Genomic DNA, 19,212 nt, shown 5'->3' with positions numbered 1-19,212 from the left:
CTTATTTAAGTTAGCTAGTGGTTTTTATTATTTCTTATTGAAATGGTAATAGGCATCACTCCATTTCAATTCATTTTGAATTCCTCTAATAGTGGTTTCCTTATCGATATTAACGGTTTCTATACCCGCCATGGTAGCAAAATCATATAAATGATCACTGGTAAGGTTTTGACTAAAACATGTATGGTGGGCACCTCCAGCTAATATCCAAGCTGCACAACCTGTTTTCATATCTGGCATAGGTTTCCACATCACCCTCGCAACAGGAAGTTTTGGAAGGTCTTTAAGTGGTTTTACCGCTTCCACTTCATTGATAATTAACCTAAATCTATTGCCCATATCCACTATGGATGCATTTAATCCGTCTCCACCAGTTCCATTGAATACTAGTCGGACAGGATCTTCTTTTCCTCCGATACCTAAAGGGTGTACTTCACAATTAGGTTTGTCATTGGTTAACGTCGGATCTACTTCTAGCATATGGGAACCTAACACAAGACTGTTGTTTGGATCAAAATGATAGGTATAATCCTCCATAAAGGCATTTCCTCCTTCAAGTCCAGAACCCATTACTTTCATCGCCCTGACCAAAGCGGCAGTCTTCCAGTCTCCTTCTCCAGCATAACCATAGCCATCAGCCATTAACCTTTGGGTGGCGATACCGGGAAGTTGTTTCATGCCATGAAGGTCTTCAAAGGTATTGGAGAAACCCTTAAATCCTCCTTCTTCAAGGAAGGTCCTCATACCAATTTCTATTTTAGCGGCATCCAATAAGGATTGTCTTTTTGAACCATTGGTTTTGAGGTCATCTGATAGCGTATATGTCTCCTCATACTCATCTATCAGGGCTTTGAGTTGTGCATCAGTGACGGCATCTATTTTTTCTACCAAGTCACCGACAGCGTAGGTGTTGACAGAGAAACCAAATTTAAGTTCAGCCTCCACCTTATCTCCATCGGTTACGGCCACAAAGCGCATATTATCACCAAAGCGTGCGAATTTGGCTCCTTGCCAATCGTGCCATCCGCTGGCTGCTCTTGCCCAAACATCAATCTCTCCATGCAGTTCTTCATCTTTCCAATGGCCTACCACTACCTTCCTGTTTACTTTCATTCGGGAAGTGATAAAACCAAACTCACGGTCTCCATGGGCACTTTGGTTGAGGTTCATGAAATCCATGTCGATAGAATTCCAAGGGATGTCCTGATTGAACTGGGTGTGTAGATGGAGCATTGGCTTCTGAAGAATCTTCAGTCCATTGATCCACATTTTTGCTGGAGAAAAGGTGTGCATCCAAGTGATCAGGCCAATACAATTGGTTGCTTGATTGGATTCTTGGATGATAGCATAGATTTCTTCCGTGGTTTTTACTATGGGCTTGAATACGATGCTTACAGCAATCTTTTTGGAATTGTTTAACTCCTGGGCTATGATTTGGGCATGTTCGGCCACTTGGCGCAATGTCTCATCACCATACAGGTGCTGACTGCCAGTGATAAACCAAACTTCGTTTTCTTTTAAATTTTTCATTTATTCGCTACTTGTTGATTTCGTGATAATGCTTGTTTACATCCAGAAGAAATAGTACAATAATGACACTATTAGGATGATGCCAGCTGCTCCCACATTGAATGGGGTTGCTGTATTGAACAATGCAGGATTAATATTGAATGATTTTTTATCTGCATGTTCCATTTTGACATTGGTATAGAGTATAATGCCCAGCATAAGGAAGAGGGCGGCCAGCATAAATATGGATTCAATGCCTAGGTATTCATAACTGTCAAATAGTGCAAACCCCACAATGGCAGCGACCAATCCTATGAAGATGAAGAAATAGCTGGAAGCTACGGCTTTGACAGCTTCTTTTCCGGATTTAAAGTCAGGGTTGGCAAAAGCTTTCTTCTCAGCAAAGCTAATCACCGATGCTATTAGGCATAGGATGATAAATACATAGCCCATTCTTAGAAGGAAAGGCATTTCCGGATAAAATACTTTGAATATTATACCTGCTGGAATTGTGGCAATGGCTGTCCAAAGGGCTGCATTGGCTGTGGCCTGTCTCCATAATAAGCCCATTCCAAAAACAACTACCACTCCCGGATAAATATATCCTGTATATTCCTGGATGTATTGGAATACTTGATCAAGGGAGGCTAACTGAGGAGCTACAAACATCGCTATCAGTAGGGCTACTACAGCGACTATTCTACCAGTTTTTACCATTTCATGGTTATTGGCATTTGGTTTAAAATAAACCTTGTAAATATCCATGGTGAAAATAGTCGAAGTACTATTGATCATAGAGGCAAGAGAAGATACAATGGCTGCAGCAAGTGCCGCAAAGGCCAATCCCCTGATGCCATCAGGAACAAAGTTTTTCAGTAACCAAGGGTAGGCTTCATCAGATTTCTGGATTTCTCCAATATTTTCTATAGGCATATTGAGTAATGCAGAAAGTTGCTCAGGACTATAATCATGTATAAGTACATAGGCTGCGATGCCTGGAATTACTACAATAATCGGCATTAAAATTTTCAGGTATCCTGCGAAAATCAAACCTTTCTTGGCTTCTTGGATGCTTTTCGCAGCCAATCCTTTTTGGATGATATACTGGTTGAATCCCCAATAACCTAAATTGGTTAACCACATTCCGCCTAGAATAACAGCCAAGCCTGGTAAATCCTGAAAGGCATCTCTTTCTCCCCCTGCTCCATCGGGTACCATGGTGGCACCTTGGGGCATGATCATGATAAAATGGTCTTTGGCATCATGGTAAAGGTTGCCCATGCCGGCAATGATTCCATCTCCCATTCCGACAGCATCCAAGGCCAGAAAAGTGGTAATCAAGCCTCCGCCTACCAATACCACCACCTGCACGACATCAGTCCATGCAACGGCTTCTAATCCTCCATAAATGGAGTAGATACCAGAAAATATCAATAGGCCAATGATACCATAGTGTAATGGAATTCCCATTATTTTATCCATGGCCAAGGCGCCTAAATAACTCACAGAGGTAAGATTCACAAAGACATATACCAAAAGCCAGAATACAGCAAAGGCGGTACTTACTCCTTTATTGAACCTTTCACTAAGAAATTGAGGCATGGTGTAAATGCCATGCTCTAGGAAAATTGGAAGAAAGTATTTGGCTACTAAAATCAATGCCAGGGCAGCAATCCACTCATAGGCAGCTATGCCCAGTCCGATGGCAAAACCTGAACCTGAGGTTCCTATAAAATGCTCTGCAGAGATATTGGCGGCGATAAGGGACGCCCCAACAGCCCACCAAGTAAGCGATTTATCAGCCAAAAAGTATTCTTGGGCTGTTTTTTCCAATCCTTTTTTTGATCTGGATACCCAAAGGCCTACCGATACAATAGCTAGGGCGTAAAGGATGAAAATAACATAATCTAGGGTAGAAAATCCTACTGACATAATAGTGATATTGAGGGTTTATGTTATACTTTGTTATTATTTATTTTTATTTAAGTGTCATATTTACACCTAAAAAATCAGAAAAAAAAATAATGAGCAAAAAATTACTCATTAACACCCGGCATTTCATTTCTGGGAATGAAATTTAGGACGGTTTGAAATTGATCATTGTACTTGGATCTGTCGATTCGATAAAAGAATGCGCCTTTTTTAGAGCTGGTTTTATCTTTATCTTTTTCCTTGATCAGCATATGGGTAGATAACACTTTCCTTGTGAAATTTCGCTTATCGATTTTTGTCTCATAAAGGTTTTCGTACATGGCCTGAAGATGAGGGAGAGTGAATTTCTTTGGTAGTAATTCAAATAAAATAGGATGCAAGGCAGCCTTGTATCTCAGGCGGGATTTGGCCATTTCCACCATTTCATTATGGTCAAAAATCAAATCTGGCAACTCGTTCATAGAAAACCAATGAGCATGAAAGTCATCGTTGATTTGTTTTTGGTATTTCTGGATATCGATAAGAGCAAAATAGGTGACCGCGATAGTTCTTTCTACTGGGTCCCTATCAGGTTTACTGAAAGTATGTAATTGTTCCATATATACATCTTCCAAGCCTGTTAGTTTTTTAAGAATCCTATTTGCTGCACCATCTAGAGATTCTTTGGGCTGCAAAAAACCTCCCATAAGGCTCCATTTTTCTTTTTCCGGCGCGAAGCCTCTTTGAATTAAAAGTAGTTTATAGTCAGAACCATCAAAGCCAAAAATAATACAGTCAATGGCTGTTAGGATTCTTGTTTGATTAGAGTATTTCATCATGATTTTTTGTGATAAAAGGTCGGTTTGGGTTCTAAAATTAAAGTTGGAAAATGTTTGTTAGTATTTGTCATTATGACACATAAAATTAGCTATATTTTTTATTAAATACCAGAAACCATCAATAAGGGCTGTATTGTATGGTGAACTTAACTAATGTTCGTCGTTCACTTCTACCCAGTAACCGTTAGGGTCTTGGATGTAAATCTGTCTGATACCGTCAGGGCGAATGTTTACCTTGCCTTTTTCTCCTGGCCAATCTTCAAATGAAATATTGTTTTCTTTTAGCTTGGCAATGAAGCCATCCAAGTCTTCCATACTAAAGCAAAGATGATTGATTTTATTGATGGTCGGAGGAGTCCATGGGAGTTGTTCTATCAGGTGAAGTTGACTGCTGCCGATATTGTACCAAGTATGTAAGCCGTCTTTAAAAGGTTCTTCTATTTCTTCCAAACCGAGAAAGTCTTTGTAAAATTTATTGCTGGCTTCCAAGTCTTCAACATATACTGCGATATGGTTCAGTTTGGTTTGACTGTAAGTACTCATACTTATTACTGATAATAATAAAATTGCTAATACTTTGAAATGATTTTTCATCGCTCCGGGCTAAAACAGATTTAAAGCTTATAAAATTAGCTCACAATATAGGTTAAAAAATAAAAAAAGCGGGAGAGCTTCCCGCTTTTTATCTTATTGATTTTCCTGAGCTTCAGGACTAAAAGCTAGTGATTCAGCCTCATCAAACAATTTTAAGCCTTGCTGGTAGATTTCGTTTATATCGTTGATGACTTTGTAGAAAGCATCATCATCATATATGTTCCTACTCATATGTGCTTTTAATAATGTTTTGAGATATGATTTTGACTTGTTAAAGCTTTTTTCGTCAAACTCAAGTTTGTTTCTTTCACCAATGGCAACCAGTTGCTGAAGCATCTTGTCACTAACTTCGAAGTTGTTATAGTATTCTTCAAAGCTCATGTTCTCAAATTTACTCTTGTTTTTTTCCAGATAGTCTAATATTAATTCCCTGTGGGAATCTGTACCAAATAACCTGTTTACATATGCGCTGCTCATCGAAGTGTCCATTGGCACAAAATAATCAGGCATGATGCCTCCTCCTCCATATACAGTTCTGCCTTTGGTTGTCTGGTATTTCAAGGTGTCATTAAATTCTATGCTGTCAGCACTGAAAAACTCACCATGCTCAAATCTATTGATCCAATCCATGCTGTATTCCTCGGAGTTTTCTCCATAGGGTTTTTGTATAGATCTTCCAGAAGGGGTATAATATCTGGCAATGGTCAACCTAAGTTCCGCCCCATCGGCAAGGTCAATTGGCATTTGTACCAAGCCTTTTCCAAATGATCTGCGTCCAACAATTAGTCCTCTGTCATTATCCTGTAGGGCGCCTGCCACGATTTCAGAAGCTGAGGCACTTCCTTCATTGATCAATACTACAACGGAACCATCTTCAAATAAGCCAGGTCTCATGGCAAAAGCCTTTTGATTATAACGGCTGACTTTACCTTTTTGAGAAACAATCAAAGCATTGTCAGCTAAGATCTCATCAGCGATGTTGATCGCCGCACCCATATATCCTCCTGGATTACCCTGAAGATCTAGTACCAGTTTGGTCATTCCTTGGGCTTTTAAGTCCATAAGGGATTCTTTGAACTCATCGTAGGTAGTGGCCGCAAAACGGGTGATTTTTACATAACCAATCTCATCATTAATCATATAGGAGGCGTTGATGCTGTATTGGGGGATTTTGTCCCTTGTAATGGCGTAATCAATCAGGTCCTTATTATTTTTTCTTTTTATGGCTACATTTACCACGCTTCCTTTTGGTCCTCTCAAAAGATCAAATACATCTCTATTGGTAACGCCGGTACCTGCTACAGTTTCTCCATCTACCTTGATGATTTGGTCACCTGACTGAATGCCCAGTTTTTCGGAAGGTCCACCTGTAAGTGGGGCAACTACATAGATGGTGTCCCTTAAAATACCAAATTCCACTCCAATTCCATCAAATTCTCCATCCAGTTGGGATTGAGCGAGTTCAGCATCTTTGGCAGGAATATAACTGGAATGTGGATCCAGTTCTTCCAGCATCTTTTCAATGCCGTGCTCTACAAGTTGAGTAGTATTTACAGTATCGACATAGTCCCTATCTATATAAGTGATGATTTCCTGCAGCTTATATAGAGCAGCCTTCAGATCGTTTCCGTCTGACTGTGGTTCAGCAAAAGTCGCTCCTATCCATATGCCCGCAGAGATGGCCAATGCCAGTATGATGGGTAGTCTGATCTGTGCTTTGGTGTTTTTTGGGGTATTCACATTTGGGCGTGAAGTATTGTTTTCTTCGCTCACGATAATCCTCAGTTTATTTAATTTTGGTACAGTTCTTATTTAAAGATAATCTTCAAATATACAATTTAACATGATTTTACACTATTTCGTTTAAACTATCTCAATAAAATCAATTTAGGTGATTAAAACGCATCATAATTACCTGAAAAAATTTTACTTTTGTCTTTACCATGCCTCATATTTCTCATATAAAGAAACGATCCATTGGAGACTTAGTTCAGGAGAATTATGTCTTTGCAGGTGTGCTGCATTATTTTGGGATTAGTTTTTTTGAATACGAAAAACAATCCTTGGAGGATGTTTGTCAGGTTTTTAAAATAAATCCCCGACAGTTGATCAATGAATTAGAAGCCTGGGCATGGCGAAAAGACCCTAGCAGGGAGGAGCTTTTTCTAAGGCCTATTGAGGTTTTGGTGGAGTATTTAAAAAAGAAACACCATTATTTTTTGAGACATGAACTTCCTTTTCTATCCAATATAATCAGTGGTGTTCATCTGCAAGGGGAATATGCGAGTTTATTAGGTGATTTGCGTTTGATGTTTCCACTTTTTGTGGATGACTTTATTCATCATATTCATGAAGAAGAAAATACCCTATTTAATAGGATCAAGACCTTGCAAGAAGTTGAGAACAACCACTATAGGTTAGAGGAATCCCTTAAGGTGCTAAATATGCCATCAATAGCCGGTTTGGCAGAGGAGCATGAGGCGCATGATGATGAGATGGAAGGTATTCGGAAGTTGACAAAGGGGTATGCACTTGAGCAGGAGGCTCCTACTTCCATTAAGGTGCTTTACCATGAACTGCAGAGTTTCGAAAAGGAACTGATTATCCATGCTACCATAGAAAATGAATTATTATTTCCCAAAGCTGTTGAATTAGAGAAAGAGGTGAAAAGGAAAATTATCAAAAAAATAAAATCAAACTAGATGGGAAGGGTATTAGCGATAGATTTGGGAACAAAAAGAACTGGAATAGCCGTTACAGACATACTGAAGATCACTGCCAATCCATTAGAAACTATCAGGACAATTGATCTGGATAAATTCCTTAAGGATTATTTCCAAAAGGAAGATGTGGAGGCAATTGTCGTGGGTTATCCAAAGTCCATGGATGGCACGGATACACAAATGACAAAGCCAGCGATTAAGCTTAAAGATAAATTGTCAAAAGCCTATTCGGAAAAGAAGGTAGTCTTGGTAGATGAGCGTTTCACCTCAAAGATGGCTATGCAAAGTATGATTGCTATGGGCAGTAAAAAGAAAGACAGAAAAGAAAAATCAGGCAACCTGGACAAAATCAGTGCTGCCATAATATTACAAACCTATTTAGATCAAATATGATATATCCGATTGTAGCTTACGGAAATCCGATATTAAAGAAAGAAGCAGAGGAAATTAATGAGGGAGAAGATATCAGCGGTCTGATCTCGGATATGTATGATACCATGGATCATGCCAGTGGAGTCGGATTGGCTGCACCACAAATCAATAAAGGCATTCGTCTTTTTGTTATTGATAGTACTTTAATGTTGGATGAGGAAAGCGAAGAGAAGGGGATAAGAAGAGCTTTTATCAACCCTATTATCTTGGATGAATATGGAGATGATTATGGCTTTGAGGAAGGCTGTTTAAGTATCCCTGATGTTAGGGCCGAAGTGATTCGCCCAGAAACATTGACTATTGAGTATTTTGATGAGAACTGGAACCTAAAAGAAGAGGAGTTTTCTGGTATGACTGCAAGAGTGATCCAACATGAGTATGATCATTTGGAAGGAATACTTTTTGTGGATTATATCAAAGGCATCAAAAAGAGAATGGTCAAAAGTAAGTTGATTGATGTCAGCAAAGGAAAGGTCCCTACCGATTATAGGATGATCTATCCAGTAAAATAATATTCATAATATCTTTAAATCAAAAGTTGACCAGAAGCCTATCCGGTCAACTTTTTTGTTAAAAGGAATATCCATGCAAAACCTCAAAGTAGCACTTATACAAACTGACCTTTATTGGCAAGACAGAGCGGCTAATTTGGCCATGTTGGAAGAGAAAATCTGGCCTTTACAGGCAAAGGTGGATTTGATCATTTTGCCAGAAATGTTTCCAACGGGCTTTTCCATGGAAACGGAGAAATTGGCAGAGCCCATGAATTTCACTACCACCAAATGGCTAAAACAAATGGCTGCTCAAAGTAATGCTGTAGTGACCGGGAGTGTGATCATTAAGGATGGAGAAGAGTTTTTTAATAGATTGCTTTGGGTCAGTCCAGAAGGAGAGGTAAAACATTATGACAAACGCCACCTTTTCAGAATGGCCAATGAGGATGATTATTTTAGCATGGGGGAGAACAACTTGGTTTTTGAAGTGAAGGGATGGAAAATTCTGCCCCAGGTATGTTATGATCTGCGTTTTCCTGTATGGTCTAGAAACAATACAGATGACGAGGGGAATATGGATTATGATGTGGCTTTTTATATTGCTTCCTGGCCTGCAGCAAGAGAAACTGCCTGGGATATATTATTAAAAGCCAGGGCTGTTGAAAACCTATGTTACACTATAGGAGTGAATAGACTTGGTGAGGATGGTAATGGAATTGACTATTCAGGACATTCTGGAGCTTACGATTATAAGGGGAATACATTGGCCTATTCCGAAAAAGAGGAAGAGTTGGTAGTTGAGTTGGATGCTGAAAGTCTGTTGGGATATAGAGAAAAATTTCCTGCCTGGAAGGATGCAGATCAATTTTATATGTTATAAAAAAGGACTTGAGCTATGCTATTCGGGATTGGAAATCCCGAATAGCATAGAGGATAAGTAATTCCGAGCAACCCTTCTGAGCAGTTTTAATTACTCAGCATTTTATTGTACTATCAGCTTTCTGGTTATTCTTCCCCCTTTATTGCTAATAAACTCTATTAGATAAAGACCGTTTGGGAAAGTGCTGAGATCAATGTTCTGTATGATGTTGGCTTCAATGTTAAAACCTTCCTTTAATACCTGGCCAATGGAATTGATCAACCTGGCTTTTCCTGCCTGACTTGCAATCAGCTTTACAGGTCCACTAACCGGATTTGGATAGATTTTTACCAGTAGTTGCTCCTCTCCAGGAGTAATGGTTCCTGTACTGATGTCTTCCAAATATTGTAAACCACCGGCCCTGTTACCAAGGATTAAATTTGTTTTGTTTCCAAATGCTTCAGGAATGGTGCTGATCCAAGCGTTTCGACCAAATTTAGTTTCTTCAAGGCTTCCGTCAGGCATTTTTAACAATTGTGTGTTTTGGTCACTGTTAAGATTTGGAAAATCTGGAGTAAAAGCCAAAATCCCACTTTGGTCTACAGAATAAAGGTCCAATCGGCCATTATTATTACTGACCTTTACAATCAAATTCCTACTTGCAGGACTATCGGAAAAACCCAAATAATTATTGTCCAATAATTCGAATTTTGGAGCGTCTTGAAAAGTAACTTTGTAACGCTGCAGCTCTCCTGTTTGCTTGGCCAGCAACAAATAATCCTCCCCTTGATATTGGTAAAACTCAAAATGGTCATTAGGACGAAGAGTGGTATTGGGAATGCGGATCTCTTGCAGGTCCTGGATGTTTTGATCTTTTGAATAATATAGTTTTCTTACCAGAAGGAAGTCTATAATTTCAGTGCCTGAAATAAAAAGATAATTATCCTGTTCAGTGTTGGTGTATTCCAAATACTGTAAATCATTCAATCCCAATTCCGATAAATCCAGATAATCGGTTTCAATTAATTCCAGCGCTTCATTTGACAAGTCATAAAGGAAGGCTTGCCCTGTCGCTTCACCATCCATGACGGTATTGGCAGTTAAGATAAGCGTTCCAGAGCTGGCATTACCCTTGAAGAAAGGCCTGGTATTTTCTCCTAGATCCAACATGTTCTTCTGTAAAAAGTCCTGGTTTATTGGAGAAAGGTCTCGATCTAAAAGGTATAGACTTTTGGAAAAGTCAATGCCTGCGGTCAAGCTTGTTTCCGAACTGTTTGAGGTAACCAAAAGCTGGTCATCCAAAATTTGAGGAACGTGGAATAAAGGGAATTGGGGGAAGTCTCCTTTGCCGGGTAAATTGGTGCTAAAACTATTAAAATCGGGATCAGTATTACTGCCTTCATTTTCTAAATAATAAAGCGTATTGCATTCATCCTGTCCCATCAACATGTCCACTATGCCATCTCCGTTGACATCCCTTAATAAAATGGCATGCCCACCAGCATGTTTAATGGCCTTATTTTCATCTTCTGGGATTTTTCTCGAAATTGGATCTCCATCACAGGTTTGACCGAAGGCAAAATTGCCACATTCGCAAAACTCAAAATTCCCCCACCGTATCTCAGGAGAAGCGAAGGCATCAATATCGCTGTTTCCTGTTCTTTCAATGCTGGTGTTTTTATAATATTCCAAATAATCTCCAGCAGCATAATTGAAAATTACAATGTCCAAATCCCCATCGCCATCCAAGTCTTGGATAGCGGGAATATCAAGGTTGTTGGCTTGGAAATTGGAACCATTTTCGAGTTTCAGATAGGTCTCTGCTACTTCCCATTCAGGTCTTGTATTGCCCGGGCTGGTAATGTTTTTATATGCTTTGATGCCAAAAGCCGTACTAGTAAATAAATCTTTTTTTCCATCACCATCATAATCTGCCAAGACCAGGAATCCGCTCACATCATTTGGAAAAAAATAAGGCATATAAGGAAGTGCTTTATATTGTCCATTAGTATTTTGGAATACCTTGATAGATCTGGAATTGATATCCCAAATGACCAATTCCTCTTTTCCATCTCCATTGGTGTCCATGCTCTGCACCTGAGCGGCATTGATCCCTCCTGCAAAAGGCATGGATAGCACTTCTCCATTTTGTTGGATGGACATTTCTGAAAATTGATATGCCTTTTGGGCAAAACTGGAGTAGAATGCAAATATCAAAAAGAAGGAAAAAAGGTATCTCATGTTCACAAAGATGAAGAAACTTTATTTTTCATTTAAAATTAAACGAACAATCTTGCTCAAAGATGTAAGGGAATCATTTATTTTGGAAGAAAGTTTGACTGATTAGTTTTTTGCAAGGCAGGCAATAGACAATAAGACAGATGAGGACCAAAAAAATGCAATTTCACTTCATGGCAACAATTACTTCACTTTACGAAATTTATAAACAATCCACCGGGGTAAGTACCGATTCGAGAAAGATAGGGGCTGGCAACCTGTTTTTTGCCTTAAAAGGCCCAAATTTCAATGCGAACAACTTTGCCTCAAAGGCATTGGAAGCAGGTGCTTCTGCGGTAGTAATTGATGAAGGACAATATAAGGTTGAAGGGGATGATCGATATTTTTTGGTGGATGATGTGCTTCAGACGCTGCAACAACTGGCCAATTTCCATAGAAACCAACTGGATATTCCATTTCTGGCCATTACAGGATCAAATGGTAAAACCACCACCAAAGAATTGGTCAATGCGGTGTTGAGCAAAAAGTATAAAACTTATGCAACTGTAGGGAACTTGAACAACCATATTGGGGTACCATTGACCTTATTGTCCATGGATGAAAATACAGAGTTGGGAATAGTGGAAATGGGGGCCAATAAAATCGGGGATATTGCGGAGCTCTGTGAGATAGCTGAGCCTACCCATGGTTTGATTACCAATATAGGTCGCGCCCACTTGGAAGGCTTCGGGGGATTTGAGGGAGTATTAAGGGCCAAGACGGAATTATACCAGTTTTTGATCAGTCATAAGGGACAGATTTTCGTCAATAGCCAAAATTCGGTTTTGGCCAATATGATCAAACGAATGGATCATCCAGTGACCTATCCAGCTAAAGGGGATGATTACCATTGTGAAATGGTGGAAGCCAATCCCCTTGTGAAATTCAGGACAGCTGATGGGGCGGAGTACCAAACAAAAATGTTGGGGGCATATAATTTTGAAAATATAGCTACTGCATTGACCGTGGGAACTTACTTTGGTGTGGAGGAAAAGCAAGCTGTAGCAGCCGTTAGTGAATATACTCCCGGAAATATGCGTTCTCAGTTGGTCGAAAAGAGAAGCAATCTGATTGTGCTGGATGCCTATAATGCCAATCCAAGTAGTATGGAACAGGCTATCAGGACTTTTGGTAAGATGACTGGCAAGCCACATAAAATGGTGATTTTGGGTGATATGTATGAGTTGGGAGAAAGTGCAGCTGAGGAGCATCAAAAACTAGGAGAATGGGTAAGTGAATATGATATTGACAAGGTTTGTTTTACCGGTGAATTGGTTCAGAATGCTTTGTTGAAAGCTCCTAGGTCCCTGTATTTTCCAGATCCATTTAGTCTAAGAAACTGGCTGGCAGACTCCAAATTTGAAGATCACCTGATCCTGATCAAGGGCAGTAGGGGAATGAAGCTAGAGGGCTTGGTGGAGTTTATTTAGAGGGAAATACATATATAGCTCATCCGCTTTTGCAACGCGTATTTTTAAGTACTGGCATTTCTAATGTTCTTCTATTATTTAGTCATCAAATGGTGTTCATCAACCTCATCAAGATTTTAATTATCGTCAATTAACAATACCTAGAATGAACGGAAAAAAATTATTGATTAGACTTTTTATCTGGGTACTTTTTATGGTAAGTCCAGTTTTAGCCATTTGCCAAGAGTTGGATAATGTGCCCAAAGCTTTTGAATCTCTGGGGAAGGAACCGGAAATTATCATTTTTGAAAGTGGTGTCGAGGTGCCTACTGAGGGAGGGCATTTTCAAGGGGTGCAATTGGTGGAAATAGCAGGAAAGGAAAAGTTGTTTGTTTCAGGGAGCTCTAGTCATCAATCCTATATTTTGCAGTTGGATATGGAGTCCCAAAAGGCAGAAAAGTTAATTCCCTTGATGAATGATCCATTCAGGCATGCTGGAGGAATTCAGACTTCTGAGGACTATTTAATTGTGGGCATCGAGGACAATCATATCAGAACTTCAGCAAAAGTTTGCCTTTATGATTTTCAAAAGGATAACCTTAGAAATGCCAAGCCTAATATTATGATCACAAGGAATGGAGAAGAAAAGCGCCCAACTGCAGGAGCCACTGGGCTATTGGCAATGGATCAGGACTTTTTGATGGTGGTCGGCAACTGGGATGCGAGGAACTGGGATTTTTATTGGCTGAAATCTGGGGGGAAGACACCTACTTTAATTAGTAGCATTGAGGCTCCAGAGGACTGGGGCAGTTATCAGTCGATCAACTTGCTCAAGGACCGGGAAGCCATTTATGCCATTGGTTTTTACCAAAAGGAAAGCATTGATTATGCGGATTTGATCTTGGTCAGTAAAGTAGAGCGATTTGAGCCTATCATGAAGAAGTTGAGCAGTAAACCCTTCCACTGCAAAGAAGGTGTTGATTTTTCAGGGGGAGCAGGACTTCAGGTGGATAAAGCTAGGGGTTTGGTTTTTTGGGGAACCCAGAAAAATGCCGGAAAGAAAATTGTTGTTAATAGGTTTTCTGAAATGTAATTGTTTTACGGATTACTATTTAGTTGTATGAGTATAAAGATTTGAATAGGAAATTTAATAAAAAGTAATTTTTAAGATAATAATAAAATTCAAGGCTTTTTTGAATAGAAATATGAAATTTATGAAAGAGATAAAATTGATTATAGTGTTTATATTTTTGGCCACTTTGGAATGCTTTAGCCAACAATCAGGAATAAATGAAATAAAAAGTTCTGCACTTCAAGGCGGAATTGGATTAGGTAGTGTTTTGGCTGTTGTAGTTTCTTGGGAAAGGAATAAATCTGTTTTGCTGGCGGTTTTACATGGGGTTTTCAGTTGGTTGTATGTCATATATTTTGTGCTAACACGAAAACAAGGAGAAAGACATGTTTAATAAAAATATTTAGATTTTTACTTCTAATGAAGACTTCTAAAAGTTTTGGTTCAAGTCTCAGACTTGAACCATTCAAATACTACCGAACCGCAATAAACGGAAACCTTTCCCCTTTACTGTAATCTCCCTCTCTTTGGGGCAGTAGTAGAAAACCATCTGTATGGGCAAGGCTGAACAAATCACCGGAACCGTTATGATTTATGGGAAATGCTTTGCCATTTTCATGGTCTAGATTCACTGAGATAAATCTGGCCAAATTGGGGTTCCCTGGTATTCCTTCTCCCAGTTCCTTTGTCTCAAATCTCCAGCCAATTCTTAGCGAGGCATGCAGCCACTGTTTAAAATAGAAAAGATGGTTGACATAGGTCGAAACAGGATTGCCGGGATAGGCAAATATCTTGGTGTTGAATTCCTCATGATGGCCAAACCAAAAGGGCTTTCCAGGTCTCTGGGCAATACGGTGAAATAATTTTTGCACGCCCAATTCTTCCAAGATTTCCGGAATATGGTCGAACTTTCCCTTGGAAACGCCACCACTCAAAAGTAAAATATCGAAATCCTTTACCAAACTGCTAAGTTTTTCCCTAAGCGCTTCCTTATCATCAAGGATATGGTGCATTTCGGCTTGAATGCCATCTTGATGAAGAGATGCCCAAAGTGAATAGACATTGGATTTGCGAATTTGATGGGGCAGCGGGCTTTGGTCTACATCGACCAACTCATCTCCCGTGGAGATGATGGCTGCTTTGGGAAGTTTAGCTACTTTTACTTTTGCTTGTCCAACTGTAGCTAGGATGCCTATATCCCCTGTATTGATTTGCTTTCCCTTTCCTAAGACCTTTTCTCCCTTTTTTGAATCGCTGCCTTGGTAGTGGATGAATCGCTTGGCTACTTTTTCGATATTTAGGTGGGCCTTTCCACCTTTGATCTCGATTTCCTCATAGGGGATTATGGTATTGGTATTGATGGGCAAAATAGCCCCTGTCATCACTTCCAAGCAGTGTGAAGTGTCTATTAAGTTCATCTGCGGGGAGCCTGCAGCTTGTATCCCTTGGATGGGGTAATTGGGTTTTAGGGAATCTTGTAGATCAGCCAGATGAATGGCTATTCCATCCATCATCACCCTGTCAAAAGGCGGTGCATCACGGTCGGTGAAAATGTCTTCCGCTAAAAATCTCCCAACAGCCTCAGTCAAAGGAATCTCTTCGATTCCATAGGATTGTTTTTGGCTAAGAACTAAGTCAAGTGCTTCCTGGATAGTGATCATGATTAATATGAAATTCTTTCGAGTTTAATTTTTTCAGAAGGATATTATATCCTTCGTAATTATAAAGTCTTGATTTCAAATCAAGCCTAGCGTAAACTGTCTCAAAATTTGTCATGCTGACGATAGGAAGCATCTCTTCCATCAATTTAATTCTGCTAATAGAGATGCTTCGTTTGTAAGTATGACGTGAAAATCGATTTTTTTAGACAGCCTCTAGCGTAATCGTAATAAGAGGACAAATCCTGACCAGCAAAATTTACCTTCCTACTTCCCTTTCTAACCTCTATCTTCTTACTTTCCTCCTCCAGCTTCTACCTTGGTGCTTCTCACAGCATTCATTCCGCCCTGGACATTGAAAATATTGGCAGTGGGAAAAAGCTCTTTTAGCATTAGAGCTGCCTGCTGACTCCTTTTTCCTGATTGGCAAATAATGATAAATTCCTTTTCCGGCCTGAGCTCTTCTGTTTTTTTATTTATTTCCTGAAGGGGAATATTGATAGCCTGTTCCAAGCAATCCTGCTCAAATTCTGCATTGCTGCGTACATCTATCAATTGGAATGATGTTCTGGCATTTATTTTTTCTAATAAATCTTCAGGGCTTAATTCAAAGTAACCCATATTGGTGGCACAAACATCCTGACCATAATCGGTTTTTAATTTGTCTATGGCCTTGTTTTTAGCTATGCATGGAACACCAATTTTTAAATGGCTTTGCCCTAAGGTATCCACGATTAATAACTTTCCTACCAATGGCTCTCCGATGCCAGCAATGACCTTTATGGCTTCTAGTGCTTGATATGTGCCGATAAGTCCTGGCAATACGCCCAATACACCGTTTTCATCACAGTTGGGAATTATTTGGTTTTGGCTTGATTCAGGAAATAGGCAGCGGTAGGTAGGGCCATCCTGGTGATTCAGCACCGATACTTGCCCTTCAAAATCATGAATGGCACCATAAATAAATGGTTTGTCTAATATTACACAGGCATCATTGACCAAATAGCGGGTCCCGAAATTATCAGAAGCATCCACTACCAAATCAAATCTGGCAATAGTTTTTAGTGCATTTTCCGGACTAATAAATTCTTTAAGATTAATAAGCTTGGTTTCGGGATTTTGCAGATGTAGCCATGAAATAAGAGCGTCTGTTTTGGCCTTTCCTATGTCCTTTGGACAAAACAATGTTTGACGGGCAAGGTTACTTTCCTCGATTAGGTCTTGGTCCATGATGGCAATGGTGCCCACTCCCACGGCATTAAGATATTGGGCAGCAGGTGTTCCAAGACCTCCAGCTCCTATGATCAAGACTTTGGCTTTGGACAGTTTGTCTTGGGCTACTTTACCGAAGCCTTTAAGTTTAATATGCTTTTGATAGCGCGAAGCTGACATTACTTTTCAATTCTCGATTTAGCCAGTTTATAATCTTCCGGATAATTGGCATTAAAAAGCTCTAGATCTTTTTCTGGATAGATCAATGCTGTATCGCTATTGATTAGGAATTTCCTAGGACAGCTTTTTCCAGATTCTTGCATGAACTTTTCAGCTTCTTTTAGCCCTTCCGGTTCCCATATGCCGATCAGCGGTTCTGGAAGCTGGGATTCATGGGTGGCATAAACAGTGGCCATTTTTTTTGGCTGTCGCTGTTTAATCAGGGATCGTAGGGTGATTTCGTGAATGTGAGGTAGGTCCACCGCCACTACTAACCATGCTTTGTCAGGATAGGCATGGTGTGCAGAAAGGATTCCATTGAGAGGTCCTCTGTAAAGGTCCTCATCCAATATATAATTGAGACCTGATTTAGTGATGTTTTCTTGGTCAGTCCTACAGCTGATAAAGGTCTTTGGGCATAGCTCCCTTAAGGTATGATATAGATAGGTCCTATGGTTTGTACGGTAATATTGAAGCTCTCCTTTATCCTGGCCCATGCGGCTACTTTTTCCACCTGCCAATACCAGTCCGTAAAGATTATCTGTTGAAATCATTTTTTCCTCCTTCTTTTGCCATTAATTTGGTTTCGCTGATAATAATATCATGGCTAAGGGCTTTGCACATATCATAAATGGTCAAAGCTGTCACACTTGCTGCTGTTAAGGCTTCCATTTCCACACCTGTTTTTCCTTCGCATTTGACACTTGCATGGATGGTCAGCTGATTGTCCCCAGGAATAATGTCGATATGGATTTTACTCAATGCCAAAGGATGGCACAGAGGGATCAAGTCAGCAGTCTTTTTGGCTGCCATGGTGCCGGCAATGATGGCCGTTTGGATAATACTGCCCTTTTTGCCCAGAAAATTATCAGCACTTAAGCTCTTAAAAACTGTTTCTGGGAATTTAACGCTGGAGTGGGCTGTGGCAGTGCGTTGGGTAATGGCTTTTTCAGATACATCCACCATTTTTGCATTGCCTTCCTTGTCCACATGGGACAATTGGGTATTCTTATTTTTCATCCTCCGATTAGTGTCATTGACTTTTTGGTAACGGATTGTTTTTCGGCTTCAAATCCATCCTTATGACGAGTTTGCAAAGCAGTATGTATGCTGAATTTCAATCCGCTGATATTTTCATAATTTCTCAAGAGAGCTTTGAGGTCAATGGTTTCTGTAGCATAAAGGCAGGTTTGCATTTCGCCTTTAGCTGAAACCCTGACACGGTTACAAGTGCCACAAAATGTCCTGGAATAACTAGGGATAATGCCAAATGTCCCCCTTGCCCCTTTGATTTTATAGTTAAGTGAGGTGGAGCTTGGTGGAGCAGGCAGTTTTTCCACTTTGTCAAAGTGTTTTTTGATATGTTCAATGATAGCGATATAATCCCATTTCAATATCTGCTTTCCCTTGGATTGGCCATTGAAGGGCATTTCTTCGAGAAACCTTACAGCAATGGAATGGTCTTGAACAAAATTGATGAAAGGAATGATGTCATCAGTGTTTTTGCCTTCCATGACCACGCAGTTGAGCTTGACATTGAAACCTTGCTCCATCATCTGAAGAATATTGGCCATGACCGTGTCATATTGGTCTCTTCTAGTAATATGATTAAAACGGTCTTTGTCCAAGCTATCGAAGCTCACGTTGATGGTTGTAATACCCAACGCTTTGAGTTTGGGGATATGAGGGCCGATCAATGTGGCATTGGTAGTAATGGAAATTTCATCCAATCCTTCGATTTGGCTCAGTCTTTCTAGAAAATCCATCAGCCCCTTGCGGACAAAGGGTTCTCCTCCCGTGATCCTGATTTTATTTACGCCCATCTCTATAAAAGCTTCGGCCATGATGAACATTTCCTCCCAGCTTAGCAACTCATGTTTGTGGGCAAATTGAACTCCTTCCTCGGGCATACAGTATTGACAGCGCAGATTACAGTTATCTGTGACAGAAAGTCTCAAGTAATTTATTTTTCTTCCGTGATTGTCAATAATCGATGGCATAGAA

Annotated in this window: 18 protein-coding genes; 7 read left to right on the top strand and 11 right to left on the bottom strand. The window is 39.9% G+C overall.

The window, feature by feature from the left end; all coding sequences use genetic code 11:
- Positions 1-27 precede the first annotated feature (27 nt).
- The 5 genes from araA to H7U17_RS15395 form a co-directional block, all read right to left on the bottom strand.
- A complete protein-coding gene (gene araA / locus H7U17_RS15415) occupies positions 28-1,530 on the bottom strand; it encodes an L-arabinose isomerase (RefSeq protein ID WP_186757641.1) in 1,503 nt (500 codons plus the stop codon).
- A gap of 36 nt (positions 1,531-1,566) precedes the next feature.
- On the bottom strand, positions 1,567-3,441 hold the full coding sequence (locus tag H7U17_RS15410; protein ID WP_186757640.1) for a sodium:solute symporter family transporter: 1,875 nt from the start codon (positions 3,439-3,441) through the stop codon (positions 1,567-1,569).
- Positions 3,442-3,545: 104 nt separating this feature from the next.
- Positions 3,546-4,259: an NUDIX hydrolase gene (locus tag H7U17_RS15405; protein ID WP_186757639.1), complete on the bottom strand. Its 714-nt coding sequence runs from the start codon at positions 4,257-4,259 to the stop codon at positions 3,546-3,548.
- Positions 4,260-4,409: 150 nt separating this feature from the next.
- Positions 4,410-4,802: a VOC family protein gene (locus tag H7U17_RS15400; protein ID WP_230981445.1), complete on the bottom strand. Its 393-nt coding sequence runs from the start codon at positions 4,800-4,802 to the stop codon at positions 4,410-4,412.
- 144 nt (positions 4,803-4,946) lie between these two features.
- Positions 4,947-6,593: a S41 family peptidase gene (locus tag H7U17_RS15395; RefSeq protein WP_186757720.1), complete on the bottom strand. Its 1,647-nt coding sequence runs from the start codon at positions 6,591-6,593 to the stop codon at positions 4,947-4,949.
- Between the two features lie 203 nt (positions 6,594-6,796).
- Between H7U17_RS15395 and H7U17_RS15390 the strand changes: the two genes are divergently transcribed.
- From H7U17_RS15390 to H7U17_RS15375, 4 genes are all read left to right on the top strand, one after another.
- Positions 6,797-7,555, top strand: coding sequence for a hemerythrin domain-containing protein (locus H7U17_RS15390; protein WP_186757637.1), 759 nt, complete (start codon positions 6,797-6,799; stop codon positions 7,553-7,555).
- Positions 7,556-7,969: a Holliday junction resolvase RuvX gene (gene ruvX, locus H7U17_RS15385; RefSeq protein ID WP_186757636.1), complete on the top strand. Its 414-nt coding sequence runs from the start codon at positions 7,556-7,558 to the stop codon at positions 7,967-7,969.
- A complete protein-coding gene (def, locus tag H7U17_RS15380; RefSeq protein WP_186757635.1) occupies positions 7,966-8,520 on the top strand; it encodes a peptide deformylase in 555 nt (184 codons plus the stop codon). Before ruvX ends, def begins: the two co-directional genes overlap by 4 nt.
- A gap of 73 nt (positions 8,521-8,593) precedes the next feature.
- Entirely contained in the window at positions 8,594-9,382 is a 789-nt protein-coding gene (locus H7U17_RS15375; RefSeq protein WP_186757634.1) for an amidohydrolase, read from the top strand.
- A 102-nt stretch (positions 9,383-9,484) separates the two neighbouring features.
- Here the strand turns inward: H7U17_RS15375 and H7U17_RS15370 are convergent, their stop codons facing one another.
- Complete coding sequence (locus tag H7U17_RS15370) at positions 9,485-11,602, bottom strand: FG-GAP-like repeat-containing protein (RefSeq protein WP_186757633.1); 2,118 nt, start codon at positions 11,600-11,602, stop codon at positions 9,485-9,487.
- A gap of 170 nt (positions 11,603-11,772) precedes the next feature.
- Between H7U17_RS15370 and H7U17_RS15365 the strand changes: the two genes are divergently transcribed.
- From H7U17_RS15365 to H7U17_RS15355, 3 genes are all read left to right on the top strand, one after another.
- Complete coding sequence (locus tag H7U17_RS15365) at positions 11,773-13,068, top strand: UDP-N-acetylmuramoyl-tripeptide--D-alanyl-D-alanine ligase (RefSeq protein ID WP_186757632.1); 1,296 nt, start codon at positions 11,773-11,775, stop codon at positions 13,066-13,068.
- 145 nt (positions 13,069-13,213) lie between these two features.
- Positions 13,214-14,140, top strand: coding sequence for a hypothetical protein (locus H7U17_RS15360; protein WP_186757631.1), 927 nt, complete (start codon positions 13,214-13,216; stop codon positions 14,138-14,140).
- Positions 14,141-14,261: 121 nt separating this feature from the next.
- Positions 14,262-14,513 carry a hypothetical protein gene (locus tag H7U17_RS15355; RefSeq protein ID WP_222439217.1) on the top strand — a complete coding sequence of 84 codons (252 nt, stop codon included), beginning with the start codon at positions 14,262-14,264 and terminating at the stop codon, positions 14,511-14,513.
- 79 nt (positions 14,514-14,592) lie between these two features.
- Here H7U17_RS15355 and H7U17_RS15350 read toward each other — a convergent pair whose 3' ends face one another.
- From H7U17_RS15350 to moaA, 5 genes are all read right to left on the bottom strand, one after another.
- Positions 14,593-15,780: a molybdopterin molybdotransferase MoeA gene (locus H7U17_RS15350; RefSeq protein WP_186757630.1), complete on the bottom strand. Its 1,188-nt coding sequence runs from the start codon at positions 15,778-15,780 to the stop codon at positions 14,593-14,595.
- A 291-nt stretch (positions 15,781-16,071) separates the two neighbouring features.
- Positions 16,072-17,169, bottom strand: coding sequence for a HesA/MoeB/ThiF family protein (locus tag H7U17_RS15345; RefSeq protein WP_186757629.1), 1,098 nt, complete (start codon positions 17,167-17,169; stop codon positions 16,072-16,074).
- A complete protein-coding gene (locus tag H7U17_RS15340) occupies positions 17,169-17,762 on the bottom strand; it encodes an NTP transferase domain-containing protein (protein WP_186757628.1) in 594 nt (197 codons plus the stop codon). The genes H7U17_RS15345 and H7U17_RS15340 overlap by 1 nt, the downstream gene beginning before the upstream one ends.
- A complete protein-coding gene (moaC, locus tag H7U17_RS15335) occupies positions 17,746-18,228 on the bottom strand; it encodes a cyclic pyranopterin monophosphate synthase MoaC (protein WP_186757627.1) in 483 nt (160 codons plus the stop codon). The genes H7U17_RS15340 and moaC overlap by 17 nt, the downstream gene beginning before the upstream one ends.
- A complete protein-coding gene (gene moaA, locus H7U17_RS15330) occupies positions 18,225-19,208 on the bottom strand; it encodes a GTP 3',8-cyclase MoaA (RefSeq protein ID WP_186757626.1) in 984 nt (327 codons plus the stop codon). The genes moaC and moaA overlap by 4 nt, the downstream gene beginning before the upstream one ends.
- Between the last annotated feature and the right edge of the window lie 4 nt (positions 19,209-19,212).

Origin of the sequence: Echinicola salinicaeni (assembly GCF_014280965.1) — a bacterium.
Classification (GTDB): domain Bacteria; phylum Bacteroidota; class Bacteroidia; order Cytophagales; family Cyclobacteriaceae; genus Echinicola; species Echinicola salinicaeni.
This window is presented reverse-complemented; position numbering and strand designations above follow the sequence as displayed.

Coding starts and splice junctions, on each gene's coding strand:
- H7U17_RS15360 (WP_186757631.1), top strand. CDS start 13,214: ATGAACGGAAAAAAATTATTGATTAGACTTTTTATCTGGGTACTTTTT.
- H7U17_RS15405 (WP_186757639.1), bottom strand. CDS start 4,259: ATGATGAAATACTCTAATCAAACAAGAATCCTAACAGCCATTGACTGT.
- ruvX (WP_186757636.1), top strand. CDS start 7,556: ATGGGAAGGGTATTAGCGATAGATTTGGGAACAAAAAGAACTGGAATA.
- H7U17_RS15345 (WP_186757629.1), bottom strand. CDS start 17,169: ATGTCAGCTTCGCGCTATCAAAAGCATATTAAACTTAAAGGCTTCGGT.
- def (WP_186757635.1), top strand. CDS start 7,966: ATGATATATCCGATTGTAGCTTACGGAAATCCGATATTAAAGAAAGAA.
- H7U17_RS15365 (WP_186757632.1), top strand. CDS start 11,773: ATGGCAACAATTACTTCACTTTACGAAATTTATAAACAATCCACCGGG.
- araA (WP_186757641.1), bottom strand. CDS start 1,530: ATGAAAAATTTAAAAGAAAACGAAGTTTGGTTTATCACTGGCAGTCAG.
- moaC (WP_186757627.1), bottom strand. CDS start 18,228: ATGAAAAATAAGAATACCCAATTGTCCCATGTGGACAAGGAAGGCAAT.
- moaA (WP_186757626.1), bottom strand. CDS start 19,208: ATGCCATCGATTATTGACAATCACGGAAGAAAAATAAATTACTTGAGA.
- H7U17_RS15355 (WP_222439217.1), top strand. CDS start 14,262: ATGAAAGAGATAAAATTGATTATAGTGTTTATATTTTTGGCCACTTTG.
- H7U17_RS15370 (WP_186757633.1), bottom strand. CDS start 11,602: ATGAGATACCTTTTTTCCTTCTTTTTGATATTTGCATTCTACTCCAGT.
- H7U17_RS15340 (WP_186757628.1), bottom strand. CDS start 17,762: ATGATTTCAACAGATAATCTTTACGGACTGGTATTGGCAGGTGGAAAA.
- H7U17_RS15375 (WP_186757634.1), top strand. CDS start 8,594: ATGCAAAACCTCAAAGTAGCACTTATACAAACTGACCTTTATTGGCAA.
- H7U17_RS15350 (WP_186757630.1), bottom strand. CDS start 15,780: ATGATCACTATCCAGGAAGCACTTGACTTAGTTCTTAGCCAAAAACAA.
- H7U17_RS15390 (WP_186757637.1), top strand. CDS start 6,797: ATGCCTCATATTTCTCATATAAAGAAACGATCCATTGGAGACTTAGTT.
- H7U17_RS15410 (WP_186757640.1), bottom strand. CDS start 3,441: ATGTCAGTAGGATTTTCTACCCTAGATTATGTTATTTTCATCCTTTAC.
- H7U17_RS15400 (WP_230981445.1), bottom strand. CDS start 4,802: ATGAGTACTTACAGTCAAACCAAACTGAACCATATCGCAGTATATGTT.